Source organism: Gemella sp. 27098_8_92 (genome assembly GCF_041433685.1).
In the GTDB taxonomy this organism is placed as follows: Bacteria; Bacillota; Bacilli; order Staphylococcales; family Gemellaceae; genus Gemella.
On the sequence record NZ_JAPWBZ010000001.1, the window covers coordinates 137,639 to 153,248 of the forward strand.

Below are 15,610 nucleotides of genomic sequence, written 5' to 3' on the forward strand. Positions count from 1 at the left end.
ACCTCCTAGACTGCATCTGTGTAAGTCACATAGAATCCAGCTGCGCTGTCAGTTTTTCTTGCATCAAAACGAGTAAAGATTCCTAGTAACTGCCCATAAATATCATTTTCAACCCATTTTACTGTTGTTTGTAATCTATCAAACAATGTAACAAAGGCTTTTAAATCTCCGATAAATCCTTTCATTTCTCCTGTTGCTCCTGCAATAACAGTGTCAGGAAGTCTATAGATTACTTTTCCTCCAAATTTATATCCAGTAGGTGAAGTGATATCAACTTGTAACATATAGCGACCTTCTTTATCTTTAACTTTATCTAATGCTGCAAACATTGAATCTGACACTACTAACGATACATCGTAAACTGATGGGATTTCTTTATTGTACACATCTTTAATTCCATCTAACCCTGCTACAGCTTTTGCTGTTGCTGTTTTTAAAATAGATGCAATTTTTTCATTTTTAGTATTTAATACTTGTAGTTCAGCATCTTCAGCCACTAATCCTAAAATATCAAAGTCGGCATCATCAATAATTTCTTGAGAAACTGCTAAATGTCCTCGGTATGTTTCAATTGAGTAATCAACAGGTGTTGCTGAGAATTTCCCTAAATCTGGATTTTTCTCTAACTCTGATGTAGCTGTTAATTTTTTCCCAGATTTTTTAACTACTGGATATTTCCCAGAAGCGCTGTTTACTTTCACAACGTTAACTAATTTACTTAAATCGACTTCCAATGTAGGTGCAATTTGTGGTTTTAAAATCTCAACAGGAACTAATGCTCCATTGTCAACGATTTTAACACCGTCTCTTGTTTGTCCTTTTGTTCTGATAAAATTGTTTAAATTACTACGTATTTCTTTTTCTTTATTCATTCCTCTTTCTCCTTTTTCTGATGTTGGTTTTTTGTTGTTTAGTTCTTCTAATTCTTTTTCTAAATCAACAATTTCTTGTTCTAATTTTTCTTTAGCTTCTTCTTTTTCTTTGATTTCTTTTTGGATTTTTTCCATTTGTTCATCTAGTACATCGATATCTTCATCTGTTTCAGCTGAATCAACTGCCGCCTCGGTTTCAGCAGCACGTTTTTTAGCTTCCTCGATATCTTTTTCAATATTGATTAATTTATTTGCTCTTGCTTTGATTTTTGCATTTAAAATTATTACGTTACCCATTATATTTCTCCTTAAATTGTTTTTTTCGTTGCTCTAAGCGTTGTTTTTTGTTGTCTACAAACTCTTTTTTTCTAGCCGAAATTTCCGTTTGAGGATAAGCTGGAAATGTACATGGACTTACTTCTAAAAGTTCTAGACCTTTAATTATATCTAGCGTGCTATCTTCTCTTATAATGGTATCTATCTCCGTTGGGATAAATCCGAAACTGCATCCGCTTATGTCTCCGCGTTTTACTCGCGCAAATACACCTACTGCCATTGGATCATCTTTATTAATTAAAATTTCTCCTTTGACTCCTGTATCATCAACTGTTAAATTTAGAGTTTTATTAGTGGTTCTACCTAGAACTAATGACGTATCATGATTGAATAAAGCGCGAACATCTAAATCATTAATTGATTTATCTATCGCGCTCTTATCAATTTTTTCGTAATAACCGTCCCAAATTTCTGTTTCTTCATCGAATTTGATAAAATAACCACTTAGGATTAAATCTTGTGTATCCTCTTTTTCTCTAACCTTAAATTGTGTATTAATATATGCCGTTCTTTTATTCATTGTCATCACCACCTTCCAAAAGTTTTTTTTGATCTCCTAATTTTTCTTGAGGGAGATAATTTTCAAGAACTATAATTTCTTCCATCTCCTCATCTGGAATCATTCCTACCCAATCCCTAAGTTCGTTTCTCCTCATTGCAGCTAATTGAATCATCTTGCTTCCTGCATCTACCATTTCAGTTAAGTTGTAAGAGTAGAGTGAACGTGGATTAAGTTTGAAGTATCTGTTAGGACTAATTAAAATATCTCGCGTTAATGTCTGTGCTATTGTTTGAGCGATTGACATTATTTTGGTGCTTACAAAATTGTTATACTCTTCTTTATTAAATGAACCTATTCCTAGAAAGAATGGTGGCACACCTATAACGCTTGCTACTGTCTGCTTATCTAAAGTTACAGATTCATTAATCGCAATATCATTAAGTGTTAACGGTTTGATTTGCTGAACTTCTAATAATTCTGCTGGAATTATCCAAGGTTCTCCTGCGTTTTCCGTTTCAATATATTTTCCATATATTTTTTTTCGGCCTTCTTTCGAAGAAAGCTCATCGTTATTCGCATCAACTTTGATAATTAGGCTAGGCATATTTCTACCGTTCATAAAGCTTCTTTTTGTTAACGTTGCTTGATTAAGGTTTTGAACAATATCCTTAAGAACAACCTCATATCCTGTTCCCTTGTATGGTTCGTCTGTATCTGGATTTATTGCGAAATGAACTACCTCGTCTGGAGAATACTTAATTCCGTTATATTTTATATAATAATCATTTCCGTTTGCTATGATATCAACACTTTTCATAGGAAAAGGTGTGAGATTTTTGATGATGTCATTTTTGGTATCATATTCGATATGCAAAATTGAATTACCTCTACCATCTAACAATAAATCTTTTACTATTTTGTAAAGCCAACTTTTTCTTGTCATATACTTACAAGGTGCTACATCGATTTTTTTTGCGAGTTCATCTTTAATTCTAACGTCACCTTTTTCGGTATTCTCCATTAACTGAATAGTCATACTGGATACTAAGTCTGCTATTTTATCAACTGCAATAATCACATCTGGATTCTTATTTAATGGCTGATATCCTTCTTGGAAAATGTACTCTACAAATTTATCTTGATTCACTTTTTTTATATCAACACCATTAGAATTTTGATAGCTACGTTTAAAAAACTTATCTATAATTCCCAAACTCTTTTACCTCCTTTTTTAAATCTTATGTAAACCGTTTAAATCGCTCTATATTCGTTCTTTGGGGTATAATTACCTTACAGAAAATAATAGAACGTTTATACGGCTGTTAAATGGCTGTTCTTTTAATCGAAAAAGCTCATTATATTAGGGTTTTTGTCCATATCCTCTAGCATTTGGACTGCTCCGAAAACAGCTGCATCAAAAATATCTATTCTTGCATTTCCACCGTCTCCGTCAATTTTTTCAAATTGAATCATATCGTCAGTTTTTTCAATCGCGCGAACATTTCCTACGCAATATTCAAATGCCTCTGAATGACAATAATAGAATTCTTTATTTTTGGTTTTGACTTCAATTCTTCTAAATCCTTGAGATTTTTTCCAAAAATATTGTGGTTGGTCAACTATGTTGAATTTTTGCTTTTTCATTTTAATAAAAAATTCTCTACCAAACTTTTTATCAAATCCAACTTTTGCAATCTTAAATCCTTTGTTTCTCATTTCGACAAACCAATTGACAACATCATCATATAGCACAGTCGGAGTATTGCTCATTGTTAACCAGCCATCTTCTTTCCAACCGAACAATGGAATTGAATCGTCATTAGCTTTTTTTTGTGCGGCAACAATTGGAAAGAATGCATGAGGAATCACTATATCTATTATTTTCCCTTTATATTTGTATTGGCCGTATAATGCAGTTGCTGTTAAATCGTGTAATTTAGATAAGTCTGCACCACCATACCATTTAATTGGTAGTTTGGCCAATTCTTCAATACTCCAATCAAAATTAGAATCACTGTCAATAAATTCATCTACATTGAAGTAAGCATTCATTGAATTTGTAAAAATGTTTAATGTTTTGTTGAAAAACTCATTTCTAGTCTGTGGGTCATTAAGCGCTTGTTCTGCTTCCGCCATTAAACTTTCTAGTGAGATGGTAACTCCACAAGATGGATTAGACATGATTAATGTGTTGGGGTCTAAATAATCAATTGGATTCCCTTCTTTATCTTGATTTGCTTTACAAACAAATATAAAAAGTTCATCATTGATTATCGTTCCATCTAAGATTTTTTGACAGTATTTTAATCTGTTAGCCAAAAATCCATTAGGAATATCTCCAGCGGTACTAATAATTGATAGTAACCTATTTCGATAAGCACTCATTGTTTTTTTCATCAATCCATATTTTTTAGAATTTTTCATTCCGTGGGCTTCATCTATAACAACGAAATTTCCGTTTAATGAATCTAATCTGGATTCATCACTGGCTAACGCGTTAATATAAAAAGAACCTTCTACTCCGTAATTTCCAGTAATAGAATGTTCTTGGTTATTGTCTTTTATATTAATTTTTTTATCGCGCCATCTATCTATATTGTGTCGTAGAAATCCAAATGCCTCTAGTGATTGTTTAATACTGTTGGCCACTATATACGCTTTACTACCACTTTTAATATCCAGTAGTGAGCCTGCAAGTATAAGTGCAGCGGTGAATGCCGTTTTACCATTTTTACGCGGCAGCATCATAAACGATTCCTTAAACCGTCGTTCTCGGCTATCTTTGATATTAAATCCGAATAAGTTTGTAACTATGAAATGTTGCCACTCTTGTAATTTCAGTGGTGTATTTCTTATACTTAACGCGTTCATATCGTCGCCTTGCACATGGACTATTATATTTTCAATAAACGTAACAACAAAATCCACAATATTTTCTTTTAGATCCCACTTATCTGATTCTATATCTTTTAAAAAACGTTCTGCAGCTTGAATGCGTTCTTTGTTCGCAACTACTTTTCCAGAGATAACATCATTAGCGTATGCTTTTGCTCTGTCAAAATTCTTCATAATTTTTTTCCAGTAGTCTGCAAGAATTTTAAAATAGGTGAATCATTTTCTTCTGTTACGATATCGCCAAGCGCTTTAGGATTTAACATCAATCTATCCGAATAGGAAATTATATCTTTCCGCAAAGTCTCCATAATTGTTATTAATGGAACTTTCCTCATGTTAGTTGCTCCTGCCTTGTTCGTGTATTCTTCCATTGCGAGATAATCATTTTCTTCGTGCGCCTTTGCGTAAGTATGATATTGAAAAAGAAGCCCTGCATAGATTTCAATTATCGGTTTAAATTCATCTCGATAAGTTCCCAAGGACTTCATTTGTTTGATTGTATTTTTTTCAAAAGAATTTTTAGTTGGTGGTCTGGCCAAAAATCTCAACTCCTTTTTTTCTTCCGTCGACTTTTACACCCCTTTTTCTCTGAGATCTCCGTTTTTGGAAGAAGTTCCCTTCCCCGGTTCCCAAGTCATCAAAATAAAAATTTTTGATGCGGGGGGGTAAAAATTAAAAATTATTTTTTAGAGAAAATCAATTTTTTTTATTTTCCCTATACTACTAATTATAACGGACATTTTGGACATTTTGGACAAACTTTAATATTTTTGAAATTTTTTTTAAAAAAAGATAGTCTATTGACTATCTTTTAATTTTATTTTTAAAAAATCTGTCTAAAACTTTATCTGCATTCTCCCACATGTTGACCAATCTTTCATTTCGGTGGTAGATGTAAAATTTATCATAATGGAATTTCAACTTCTTATTTTCTTTGTCAAATAGATAAATTAATTTTATTTCTTTTTCCCATTTATATCCATAGTTCCATATGTCTGATAATAATCTTAGTATCTCATGAATTCTGTTGTCTACACGTTCTTGATGTACTTTGTATTTTGCGGGTATAGTTAATACTCTTATGAAATTATTTAAATCCATGTTGAACTTATTCTCTAGATTTGCTACCTCTGTATCTGTTAATACATTTCTAGTATTTTCTTTTAGTTTGTATATTTCTTTTTCTAATGCTTCTTTTTTAGGAAAATCATATATTCTTCGTTTTAGCACTTTTATCAATTCTTTATCAAAAGTAAATAACACTAACTTTCACATCCTTTGTTCTCGCCTATCATAGCAAGAATTTCAACTACTGTTTCTGTAACGTGAAAGTATTGATTTTCTACTACCACTATACTTCTAGTTGGCGGTAGTTCAGCTTTGTAAATTGCAGTTATCTTTTCTGCGTTTAAATATAATTTTTCTTTATTACTTATTGTGCATTTTATTAAATTCATTATTGTTCTCCTCAACCTTTCTAATAGCGTTGTACCAATTACTTTCCTCAACTAACGTATGAGTCTGACAATCCTCACATCTTATGCAGAATACATTTTCTTCTACATTGCAATAGTCTAACTCTCCACAACACTTATGGCAATAATGTTTAGTACTTGGCGCTTTTCGATATGTGTATCGTTTTAGTTTTTCATAATTAATTAACATCGTCCGAATACTCCTTTAAGAAATGCAATATCTGGTGCAAATATATATATTAGCGCTTGAGAAGCAATTAAACTAATAACGCTAATAATGCCTATGCATATTAGTATTATTAAATGTTTTTTCTTAATTTTAACTTCGTCATGTATTATTATATATATTAATATTAAAAATATAACAACTCCGAATATAGCGCTTATGCTTGCTGCTACTTCCCAAATAATATATTGATCTCTTAAACTTGAATATACTTCTGGTGCTTTGTCTATACTAATATTTAATTGTTCTGTTATTTTTTGCATTAATTCATTCATTACATCTCAACTCCTAACTGGTAATCTAAATACTCTTTCCACTGACTAATTATTTTATGAAAATTTCTTATTTCACCATCACCTTTAAATACGATTTTAATTTTTTGTAAATTTCCTAACTCACAAATTTTATGGTCTTGCACTACGGTTGTATTCCAACCTGTAGCTGCTATGTTCTCTAAAGAAACCTCAATATATCTGCCTTTTTTTGCTTTTCCTCCTTGATACCCTGTTGTTTCTATATCGGCTTTTATAACTGACCTGTCTTTAAATACTTGACTATTTCTACCTAACATCTTTTATCCTCCTAAATCTGGGTTAATTGCCTCAAATCTAAAATCTATATAAGTTCTTTCTTCGTTCTTTAATAATTTTCCATCAACAACGGTTATATGCTGCTCAAATTCCATTCCACATTCGCTGGCAAATATGTTAAAATCGAGAGAATATTTTTTACTATGTTCTATTAAAAGAGATTGAATAATAATCCCCCACGCTTGTTTTATATCCAAAGTCAAATAACAAATTTCATCTTCATCATATCCATAATCAAATGCTATTTCTTCGCTTTCTATAAGAAATCTTCTAGTGCCTTTTAGATATAAAAATTCTTTAAATGATTTATTGTATTTGAAACTACAATCTATACCGTCATCTTGCATTTTTATATCCACAAGTTGCGGTTCTGACATAATCGACTCTTGTTTTATCAAAACAATTTCATTTTCTATAAAGTTAATTAAATCTTTCTTTTTTCCTCTTATTTTTAAATATCCTTCACACCAATTCGGCATCTCCTTATCCTCCTACTTTAATCTCTTCGCTATTTCCTCAATCACATTTACTGTTACGCTGTTCCCAGCTTGTTTATATAATTGACTATTGCTATTTACCTTTTGTGCCTTATCAAACGCCCAATCTGGGAATCCTTGCAATCTCCAACACTCTCTTGGTGTAAGTTTTCTGATCTTGTAATCTGATAACACTACCCCTTGTTCATCACTTGTTAAAAGTGTGTTTGCTATATTCTTACCTACTCTTCCTCTTCTAGTCTTCGAATTAGGGTGAGATAGATTGATGCTATCTCCAATATTTGCGATAGCATAACCTTGCTTAGTTGCTTCTTTTATACTTAAAAAATTATTTTCTTGGTAACTATTTTTAGTTATTGTCGGTGCTATATTGTGTACTCCGCCTTTGTTAAATCCTCTTCCTATTTGCAAAATCTTAGGTTCACGTCCTCCGCCTTGCATAGTGTTTAAAGTCGGCGAAATTCCATCTACGCTGTAAATTCTACCTACTTGAGGGTTACCTCCAAAACTTTCTGTTGTTACGATATTTCCTATTTGTTTAATATTAGATTTCTCGTTTTCTCCTCTGATAGGAAATACTCTTGAGGTACATTCTCCTCTAAGATGTCCAACAATGAACACTCGTTCCCTATTCTGTGGCACTCCGAAATTTTTGCTGTTAAGCACTTGCCATTCCGCATCGTACCCCAATTCATCCAAGATGGTAAGCATTGTAGTAAATGTTTTTCCTTTATCGTGCGATAATAAATTTCGCACGTTCTCAAGGAATAAATAACGTGGTTTGATTTCTTTGGCAGCTCTAGCAATTTCATAGAATAGAGTTCCTCTAGCATCTTCAAAACCCAATTGCTTTCCTGCAATGGAAAAAGCTTGACAGGGAAATCCTCCGCAAATAATGTCAACTGTTCCTTTGAGTTTTCTAAACTCCTCATTCGTCACCTCTGTAATATCTTTATAATCTATTTCTCCTTTTGTATCGTGAATTGCTTGATAACTAGCTCTTGCAAATTTATCTATTTCGCAATATCCAACGCATTTGTGTACTGCTCGTTCCATTCCTAACCGAAATCCACCAATTCCTGCGAACAGGTCTAAAAAATTCATTTCCTACCCTCCTACTCGTCTAATTCTCCGTTATATTGTGGTATTTCCATCCAGTAAATAACATCATTATCAGTATTTTCAAAACCTAATCCATCTCCAATTTCTTCCCATGTATCAATATATGTATCAACAAACTTCCCTGAAGGTAAAGGGAAAGTGACTAGTACTTCTTCATCAAGTTCAGGTAACGTTCCATCCCACATGAAATCATATTTATCTCCGTAAATTTCCACTTCATCTTCAGTCATTTTTCTCGTTGTTAATTTATTCCATTTCATAACCGTACCTCCTAACCTCCTACTCCTTCTAGTTCTGCCACTTTCTTTGTTAACTTTGCTTGCAGTTCGTCTAGATCATTTAAGTTATTTTTTAATCGCATATTTTCATTTCTTAATTTTAAATTTTCATTAGCTACTTTTTCTAATGCCTTTTCACTGTGATATGCTCCTACCATCATTCCACCAACGAAAATAATCGACAATCCTAGCAATATGTAAATCCATTTGTTCAATTTTTTTAAATCCATTTTATGCACCTTTGCACGAAATTAATTCTTCTCGCTCTTTCTTTAAATTATTGATAAGTTTATTTATATTTGTTATATGTTTAACTGCGTTATTTCTCTCTGTTGTCAGGTATTCTATTTCTTTGTCTAACTGCTGAATTTTCTCTGTGGTATTATCTGGTATTTCTTTTTTATCTTTTAGAGAAACGTATATTGCTTTTAATTTTTTATAATTCGGCAACCTTGGAGTTGTTCCTTTTCTCCATGCATTGAGATTCTTTGGTTCTACTCCTATCTCTAATGCTAATATAGCATCAGACCACTTCATTTGTTTTTTGATTTCGCTTATCATTTCGCTTATACTTACTGCTTTATTCATTTTTTTACCCCATTCTTTCTTGTAATCCTTCTACAAACCAAACCAATGTTCCAATAATAAGTATTGCTGGTATCATTAATGATAGATACACTATCTTTGCTAAAAATCCTCCTAAGTTTTTGGCTATTTTTTTATTTGTGAAATTTATTATTTTCTCTGTCATTTTTTTATCTCCTTATTTTTGTAAAATTCTTTAAATTCTTTTTCTCTTCTTCTTTGCCATCTTAGACCTTCACCGATAATTTTATTTGTATTTCTATCGTGAAATGTATTGTGTATCTTATTTGTTAGAGGAAGGCAATTCCAACTAACAAACTCTAACTCTGGATACTCTGAAACAGGGAATATGTGATGCACCATTTCTGCTTCAACTCTTAATCCGTATCTTAGTGATTCTTGGCATAAATAGTTATACTTCTTTAAAATCCTCTCTCTGAATTTTCTCCAACGAGAACTTTTTAAAGTCTTTCTAACTTTCTTCATGTTTTGTCATTTTATACCCCTCTTTTCGTGTGTGAACTAGTCATATCTTATATTTTGTATAATTCAATAAAATTAATAATTCGTTGATATTAAAAGCGTTTTGCTACCTCTTTTTAATCAACTAGCATTTTGCTCGTTATGTAAAGTTGATATTTTTAATAAAAATTAAAGTCCAAACCTTGACATTGCTAAGTCTTGTTGGTCTTGCTTGATTCCGATGTATTTCTTAGTGATTGCAGGTGATGCATGGTTGAATAGTTCCATCAGCATTACTATATCTTTATATTTATTGTAGAAATGATAACCGAATGTCTTTCGCATTGTGTGAGTACCTACACTTTCTAATCCACATTCTTCAGCAGCTATTTTCAAAATAAGATATGCTGATTGTCTGCTTAATGGCTTATTTTTCCCATTCCTTGATTGAAATAAAAAGTGATGTAGTGGCTTGCCTTTGACGTATTCCCTTACCTCTTTTTTTAGCGTTGGTGTCATTCTAAAACTTTTTTCTTTTCGTGTTTTCTTTTCTCGAATTCTAACACTCCAGCCACTAACATCCTTGACTCTTAGCTGCAATATGTCACTTATTCTAAGTCCTGAATTTATTCCGAAGAGAAATAGCATGTAATTTCTTTCGTTCCATTCTTTCAAATAATCTTTCATTGCCTGTATATCGTCTTTATTGCGAATTGGTTCAACACTATTCATTATCATCACCACCAATATTTTTGTTGACTATAACAACTAATGAATGCCTTAATTTTAATATTTTTTGTTTTACCCATGATTCTGAATAGTTTACTTTTCTGTGGATCTGGAAATAATTCAAGCTTAAAGATGCCCAATAGTACAATAACTCTTCTTCGATGTCGTTGCATTTAGACCTTAATTCATTAATACTATCAACAATTAATTTTGCTTTAACATAACGAGGGTCATCTAGTTTTTTAATAGCTGTATTCTCTACAGAATTACCTATTTTGTTTAAACTTACTCCTAAATTTTCGCTTGACGAAGACTCTAAGAAGTGGCATTCAACAATATTTAAATAATGTTGTTCATTTCTTAGAAAAAAATCAATTTGCTTTAAATCGTATTTTTTAACCACATGTTGAACTCCTACTGGCTAGATTTTTGAAATCTGCTCTAATTAAATTTTAAATAATTATAAATTTTATTTTCGCGCATGCGTTATTTAAAATAACAACTACTTAATTTTTATTTTTATTATGTTATTATTAATATTTATTATTAATATATTATTCTTATTATGTGTGGAATATTTCCACTATGGTTGTGGAATATTTCCACTATGGTTGTGGAATATTTCCACTATATGTTGTAAAAATTCCACTATCAATTTTCTATTAAATCTAAATCTTTAGTATTTTGTATAGAATTTAATATGGTTTCTTTTATATCAATATCAGTATCAGCACCAACTTTGACAGAAATAAAGTCTTTGTTCTCTTTAAATTTCTTTCTGAGGGTTTCTACAAAAGCTTTTAAATCAGCTATCATATTATTTTGTTCATAATTTTGAATATTGTTTCTCAAATACCAGAATTCTTTGTCACTTATTAATTCTTTATCGTCAAATTTATCTAGTACTTTGACTAACCTTTCGCATATTTTGCAGCCTTTTTTTATCCGCCATTTTCTTTCTAATACACTTAGATGAATGACATTTTGGCCAAAAATAATATCTTCAGCGTTGATTACTTCGCTCTTAACAATAGCTGGCATAGTCGGTAAGATAATATCTACTTTTTCTTTTTTCTCTTCTTGTTTTTCCTCTGGAATATTTTCAACTTCTTTAGGTGGAAATACAAAAAAGTAACATGATCTATCATTTTCTTTTGCGAATTGTTTAATTAGTCCTAACTCTTCAAGTTCAAGTTTTGCCTTGATTACAGTTTTGGTGCTTATCCCGTTTAATAACTTACCAAGCTCTGTATTGCTAAATTTAACAAAGCATCTGCTCTTTGTAACGTCAAACCATGTGCTATTACCTTCTTGATATGATTTTGCTGATAGCTTGTATCTGTCAATCATTAGCATATATATTATCTTGGCATTATTTGATAGGAGAAAATATCTGCTATCTGGATTCCACAACACCTTTGGGGCTTGCATGTAAGAATCATTATTCATTTGTCTTTTCTCCTTTCATTTTAAATTTATTTAAATGTTACTATTAATTTTTGATAACATTTGAAATTGCCTCTTGCGTAATAGCAAATCATTGCATTTCTATATTTAACTCCGTATTTAGCTGCAATATCTTTAAACCTCGTCCGCTTATTTCCTTTTAAATCCAGGAAGATATTTTTGCACATTTCCTTATCAATATTTGTGGATTTATTGTTTTTTCTTATTATCCTTTCATTCAATTAAATCACTCCTTGTTGTTAAATTAATAGTTGTTCAAATATTTCATTTTTGCATTTAATCATACTTGGAGATGGACAAAAGTTATTAAAATATTTTTTCAGCTTACATTTTCCGTTAATTAAGGCGGTAAATGCTCCATCTGTTTCTACAAAATTTTTAAATCTGAATGCTAAGCAAACTTTTCGGCCATCTTTTAGAATTGTGTGAACGTGTAAGCAATCAGCTTGTGCGATGTCTTTTCCTTTACTCCAGTCAATTAATTGGATCTTAGCATTGCAAGTAATGTTCTCTTTGAGGATTATCATTTGAATTCTCCTTTGTTATTTATCTTTAAACCACTGGCCACTTATCCATCGACCTGTTCTATCTTTTATTTGATTAAAAGCATACTCAACACATTCATCTAATTTAAGATTGTATTTTGCTGCGGTTAATTCTAAATCATTAACCATAAACTCAAGTACTAATGGATCATATTTCATATCGTTTATTTTCCTATCCAGTGACCAACTAAGAAATTCTAAATTAGCAATCAAATTGGTTCTGATAAATATTTCGGATGGGGTTTTTGGAAAATCATTTGTATATTTCTTTGGAATATTTTTGAAAAATTTAATTGTATCCTCTAAATCCGATGTGAGCCAATATCCTATTACTAATGTTATGTAAGTATCCCCGATTCCATCTTTTATCTTTTCTAAATCATTATTTTTTATAGCTTCAAGAATTTCTTTAGTTTCCTCTTCGGTTTTTTCAAATTCTTTTTCTAATGTGCAATATTCGTGAAATTTTCGAGCTATTGCCCAATCAATAATATTACTTATCATTCTTAACCTCTTTAATTATTTCGATATTGTACTTTAAAATACTATCTTTTCTAAGTCCATATCTTGTTCTATCTTCTATATCGAAAATTTCAACGAAATATCCGTGTGAATTAATCCAAGAATTGAAATTCTCAAATGTATATTTATCTACAATATAATAGATTGTTGGCAATCCTGCCATCTTAACTTCAAGTGAAAATTGTTCTTCTTGTTTATTTTTTTCTTGTGCTTCTTCTTTTTTGTCATTAAAAAATTTGAACATTTTCTATGCTCCTTTCTTTTGTGGTTTTAAAAATCTCGCTGAATCTTTATTAAATATTTCAGTAAATACTTTATTTAAATTTTCAATCGCTCTTGGTGATAATTCTTTATTAGTTGTTACTTTAACTTTAATCATTGTTATTCTCCTTTTTATTGCTATATTTTATTTTCATCACCTTTAATTAGTAATTTTAAGTAATATTTTGTACTACAGCTTCTTTAACTAAAAAGGCTGTAGTTCTTTCTAATATTAGCTTAGCTTTCCAGTAAGGAAGATTGTGTTTTGCTAATATATTGATTATCTCGTTTCGAATCGGTTCTTCGTCTTCTGATAAAAAAACATCATTAGTTTCTATTTCTTTATATTCAATCGAGATAATTTTTCCGCTTAGATCAGTTGTTATCTTTTTAGAAATATTCATATAGATAGTCTCCTTTCTTTAATTTAAATTTTTGTCGCTTTTATGCGACTGTTATGTTAAAAAAAATTTCATCTACTTTTTTTCTGTCCAAGTTTAATATGTTAGAGATTTTAATTACTTCTTCTATTGTGAATTTTTTCCCATTTGATTCTAATCTACGATAAAAGGTACTCTTGTCAATCCCTATTTGTTGCGAAATTTCTTCTATTGATGAATTATTTTTATCAATTTCTTTTTTTAGTTTTTCTATATTTACCATAAAAAACCTCCTTCCTTTTGTCGCATTTTTGCCTCTAAATTTATTTTATAATAGAAAAAACAAAAAGTCAATATATTTTTTCGCAATTTCGCAATTATTTTATTTGCAAATTTGCGAAAATATGTTATTATAATATTATGAAAGGATGATTTTATGGCAAAGACAATTGGAGAAAGAATTAAAGAATTAAGAAATAAATTGAATTTATCGGCTGATGACTTAGCTTTGAAAATTGGAAAGAATAGATCTACTATATATAGGTATGAAAACTCTAATATTGAAAAATTACCTGTATCTATATTAGAACCCTTAGCTAACGCATTAGAAACTACACCGGCTTATATAATGGGAATTTCCGAAGATAAACCATCGAGTGAATTGACTGAAAAAATAGTAAAAATAGTTTCGAAGCTTAATGAAGAAAATCAAAATAAAACTCATCAATACGCTACTAATCTTCTTAATTTTCAAAGTAGAACAGTTAAAGAAGTTTCTATCGAATGTAAGGTTAAGAAATTAACGGAAATTTTTATGACTGAAAAAGTTGCAGCTGGTGTTGGTTATTGTTATGGAAATAATGAAGTTGTTTCTTATTATACAGATCGTGATGATTTAATGCCTTATGACATGGCGACTCGTGTATTTGGTGATAGTATGGAACCAGAGTTATTAGATGGGGATGTAATTTTATTGCAACAAGGTTACGATAATGTGAATGGTGATATATATGTTGTTGATTATGACGGGAAAAGTTACGTTAAAAAATTATACAATGATGGAAATCGTTTTGTCTTAAAGTCAATTAATAAAAAATACCCTGATATAATAATTTACACATCAGATATACAAGATGCTTACTTTAATATTGTGGGTAAGGTTGTAGATAGTTTTACCCCAATTAATAAATAAAAAGGTGACATTATGAATTTAATAAAAAGGGAAAAAATAAAGAATGAAAAGCAATCCAACAAAAAGATTTATAAAATAGTATCTATAATTTTTATTATTACTATAGTTACTTTGATTTTTGTTTCTTTGATTTCACCTCATGATTCTAGTACTGATACAAATCAATTTACGCGTGAAAAAAAAGAAATGTCAAAAGAGGATAAAGAGATGATTGGGCGAGCAATAGATATAAACAATTTGGATGATTGGTTTGAGATAGTCCATTCAGAAAAGGATAAACTTTATCATCTTTATCCGAAAGGTTGGGCAAAGAAAACGATAGAAAATTTTTTAAAAGAACCTAAAAATAAATTTTATTCTGAGGCATGGTTTAGTCTTAAAAATAGAATAGCTACTACTTCTTGCTATTGGAAATTATTAGATTTACCTATCGAAGATATTGATGTTCATAGTCCACATAATCCTAATGTAGTGATATTGAGAGCTAGAGATGGGGCTATTATATTTAATGATTTTCAAGATAAAGAATAATTATTATAATTATCTAAAAAATATATAAACTCCCTACACCCCGCCAAGAGTTAGAGAGTTTAAAAAATGTGTATGATATACACAAACATTTTGATATTAATAGTATATCATACACTTCTTAACTAATCAAGAAAGGAAGTGTA

General features: G+C 30.6%; 28 protein-coding genes. 2 read left to right on the plus strand and 26 right to left on the minus strand.

Annotation, left to right across the window (positions count from 1 at the left end):
* Positions 1-5: 5 nt before the first annotated feature.
* The 26 genes from O3802_RS00745 to O3802_RS00870 form a co-directional block, all read right to left on the minus strand.
* Entirely contained in the window at positions 6-1,169 is a 1,164-nt protein-coding gene (locus tag O3802_RS00745; RefSeq protein WP_371457866.1) for a phage major capsid protein, read from the minus strand.
* On the minus strand, positions 1,162-1,728 hold the full coding sequence (locus tag O3802_RS00750) for an HK97 family phage prohead protease (RefSeq protein ID WP_371457867.1): 567 nt from the start codon (positions 1,726-1,728) through the stop codon (positions 1,162-1,164). The genes O3802_RS00745 and O3802_RS00750 overlap by 8 nt, the downstream gene beginning before the upstream one ends.
* A complete protein-coding gene (locus O3802_RS00755; protein WP_371457868.1) occupies positions 1,721-2,923 on the minus strand; it encodes a phage portal protein in 1,203 nt (400 codons plus the stop codon). The genes O3802_RS00750 and O3802_RS00755 overlap by 8 nt, the downstream gene beginning before the upstream one ends.
* Before the next feature lie 125 nt (positions 2,924-3,048).
* Positions 3,049-4,779 (minus strand): terminase large subunit, encoded by a 1,731-nt coding sequence (locus O3802_RS00760; protein WP_371457869.1) that lies wholly within the window; start codon positions 4,777-4,779, stop codon positions 3,049-3,051.
* On the minus strand, positions 4,776-5,144 hold the full coding sequence (locus O3802_RS00765; RefSeq protein WP_371457870.1) for a P27 family phage terminase small subunit: 369 nt from the start codon (positions 5,142-5,144) through the stop codon (positions 4,776-4,778). Before O3802_RS00765 ends, O3802_RS00760 begins: the two co-directional genes overlap by 4 nt.
* A gap of 265 nt (positions 5,145-5,409) precedes the next feature.
* Positions 5,410-5,868, minus strand: coding sequence for a hypothetical protein (locus tag O3802_RS00770; protein ID WP_371457871.1), 459 nt, complete (start codon positions 5,866-5,868; stop codon positions 5,410-5,412).
* Entirely contained in the window at positions 5,868-6,062 is a 195-nt protein-coding gene (locus O3802_RS00775) for a hypothetical protein (RefSeq protein ID WP_371457872.1), read from the minus strand. The genes O3802_RS00770 and O3802_RS00775 overlap by 1 nt, the downstream gene beginning before the upstream one ends.
* A gap of 201 nt (positions 6,063-6,263) precedes the next feature.
* The gene (locus O3802_RS00780; RefSeq protein ID WP_371457873.1) at positions 6,264-6,581 is read right to left on the minus strand and encodes a hypothetical protein; all 318 of its coding nucleotides are present in this window, start codon (positions 6,579-6,581) and stop codon (positions 6,264-6,266) included.
* Positions 6,581-6,877 carry a hypothetical protein gene (locus tag O3802_RS00785; protein ID WP_371457874.1) on the minus strand — a complete coding sequence of 99 codons (297 nt, stop codon included), beginning with the start codon at positions 6,875-6,877 and terminating at the stop codon, positions 6,581-6,583. Before O3802_RS00785 ends, O3802_RS00780 begins: the two co-directional genes overlap by 1 nt.
* A gap of 3 nt (positions 6,878-6,880) precedes the next feature.
* Complete coding sequence (locus tag O3802_RS00790) at positions 6,881-7,375, minus strand: hypothetical protein (protein ID WP_371457875.1); 495 nt, start codon at positions 7,373-7,375, stop codon at positions 6,881-6,883.
* Positions 7,376-7,387: 12 nt separating this feature from the next.
* Positions 7,388-8,497 carry a DNA (cytosine-5-)-methyltransferase gene (gene dcm / locus O3802_RS00795; RefSeq protein ID WP_371457876.1) on the minus strand — a complete coding sequence of 370 codons (1,110 nt, stop codon included), beginning with the start codon at positions 8,495-8,497 and terminating at the stop codon, positions 7,388-7,390.
* A gap of 11 nt (positions 8,498-8,508) precedes the next feature.
* Complete coding sequence (locus tag O3802_RS00800) at positions 8,509-8,775, minus strand: hypothetical protein (protein ID WP_371457877.1); 267 nt, start codon at positions 8,773-8,775, stop codon at positions 8,509-8,511.
* An 11-nt stretch (positions 8,776-8,786) separates the two neighbouring features.
* Positions 8,787-9,032, minus strand: a complete 246-nt coding sequence (locus tag O3802_RS00805) for a hypothetical protein (protein ID WP_371457878.1) — start codon at positions 9,030-9,032, stop codon at positions 8,787-8,789.
* On the minus strand, positions 9,025-9,381 hold the full coding sequence (locus O3802_RS00810; RefSeq protein ID WP_371457879.1) for a hypothetical protein: 357 nt from the start codon (positions 9,379-9,381) through the stop codon (positions 9,025-9,027). Before O3802_RS00810 ends, O3802_RS00805 begins: the two co-directional genes overlap by 8 nt.
* Positions 9,382-9,385: 4 nt before the next feature.
* Complete coding sequence (locus O3802_RS00815; RefSeq protein WP_343012168.1) at positions 9,386-9,544, minus strand: hypothetical protein; 159 nt, start codon at positions 9,542-9,544, stop codon at positions 9,386-9,388.
* Entirely contained in the window at positions 9,541-9,864 is a 324-nt protein-coding gene (locus tag O3802_RS00820) for an HNH endonuclease (RefSeq protein ID WP_343012167.1), read from the minus strand. The genes O3802_RS00815 and O3802_RS00820 overlap by 4 nt, the downstream gene beginning before the upstream one ends.
* A gap of 165 nt (positions 9,865-10,029) precedes the next feature.
* Entirely contained in the window at positions 10,030-10,572 is a 543-nt protein-coding gene (locus O3802_RS00825) for a site-specific integrase (protein ID WP_343012166.1), read from the minus strand.
* The gene (locus tag O3802_RS00830; RefSeq protein WP_371457880.1) at positions 10,565-10,972 is read right to left on the minus strand and encodes a hypothetical protein; all 408 of its coding nucleotides are present in this window, start codon (positions 10,970-10,972) and stop codon (positions 10,565-10,567) included. Before O3802_RS00830 ends, O3802_RS00825 begins: the two co-directional genes overlap by 8 nt.
* 248 nt (positions 10,973-11,220) lie before the next feature.
* Positions 11,221-12,018, minus strand: coding sequence for a replication initiator protein A (locus tag O3802_RS00835; protein ID WP_371457881.1), 798 nt, complete (start codon positions 12,016-12,018; stop codon positions 11,221-11,223).
* 26 nt (positions 12,019-12,044) lie between these two features.
* The gene (locus O3802_RS00840; protein ID WP_371457882.1) at positions 12,045-12,257 is read right to left on the minus strand and encodes a hypothetical protein; all 213 of its coding nucleotides are present in this window, start codon (positions 12,255-12,257) and stop codon (positions 12,045-12,047) included.
* 18 nt (positions 12,258-12,275) lie between these two features.
* Positions 12,276-12,563, minus strand: coding sequence for a hypothetical protein (locus O3802_RS00845; RefSeq protein WP_371457883.1), 288 nt, complete (start codon positions 12,561-12,563; stop codon positions 12,276-12,278).
* Positions 12,564-12,578: 15 nt separating this feature from the next.
* A complete protein-coding gene (locus O3802_RS00850) occupies positions 12,579-13,085 on the minus strand; it encodes a nucleoside triphosphate pyrophosphohydrolase family protein (RefSeq protein ID WP_371457884.1) in 507 nt (168 codons plus the stop codon).
* Positions 13,075-13,347: a hypothetical protein gene (locus tag O3802_RS00855; protein ID WP_371457885.1), complete on the minus strand. Its 273-nt coding sequence runs from the start codon at positions 13,345-13,347 to the stop codon at positions 13,075-13,077. The genes O3802_RS00850 and O3802_RS00855 overlap by 11 nt, the downstream gene beginning before the upstream one ends.
* Before the next feature lie 3 nt (positions 13,348-13,350).
* On the minus strand, positions 13,351-13,482 hold the full coding sequence (locus O3802_RS00860) for a hypothetical protein (RefSeq protein WP_371457886.1): 132 nt from the start codon (positions 13,480-13,482) through the stop codon (positions 13,351-13,353).
* Between the two features lie 55 nt (positions 13,483-13,537).
* Positions 13,538-13,768: a hypothetical protein gene (locus tag O3802_RS00865; protein ID WP_371457887.1), complete on the minus strand. Its 231-nt coding sequence runs from the start codon at positions 13,766-13,768 to the stop codon at positions 13,538-13,540.
* A gap of 40 nt (positions 13,769-13,808) precedes the next feature.
* The gene (locus O3802_RS00870) at positions 13,809-14,027 is read right to left on the minus strand and encodes a helix-turn-helix domain-containing protein (RefSeq protein ID WP_371457888.1); all 219 of its coding nucleotides are present in this window, start codon (positions 14,025-14,027) and stop codon (positions 13,809-13,811) included.
* 153 nt (positions 14,028-14,180) lie between these two features.
* Between O3802_RS00870 and O3802_RS00875 the strand changes: the two genes are divergently transcribed.
* Together O3802_RS00875 and O3802_RS00880 are read left to right on the plus strand one after the other, a co-directional pair.
* Positions 14,181-14,936 carry an XRE family transcriptional regulator gene (locus tag O3802_RS00875; RefSeq protein ID WP_371457889.1) on the plus strand — a complete coding sequence of 252 codons (756 nt, stop codon included), beginning with the start codon at positions 14,181-14,183 and terminating at the stop codon, positions 14,934-14,936.
* Between the two features lie 12 nt (positions 14,937-14,948).
* Complete coding sequence (locus O3802_RS00880) at positions 14,949-15,467, plus strand: hypothetical protein (protein ID WP_371457890.1); 519 nt, start codon at positions 14,949-14,951, stop codon at positions 15,465-15,467.
* The last annotated feature ends 143 nt before the right edge of the window (positions 15,468-15,610 follow it).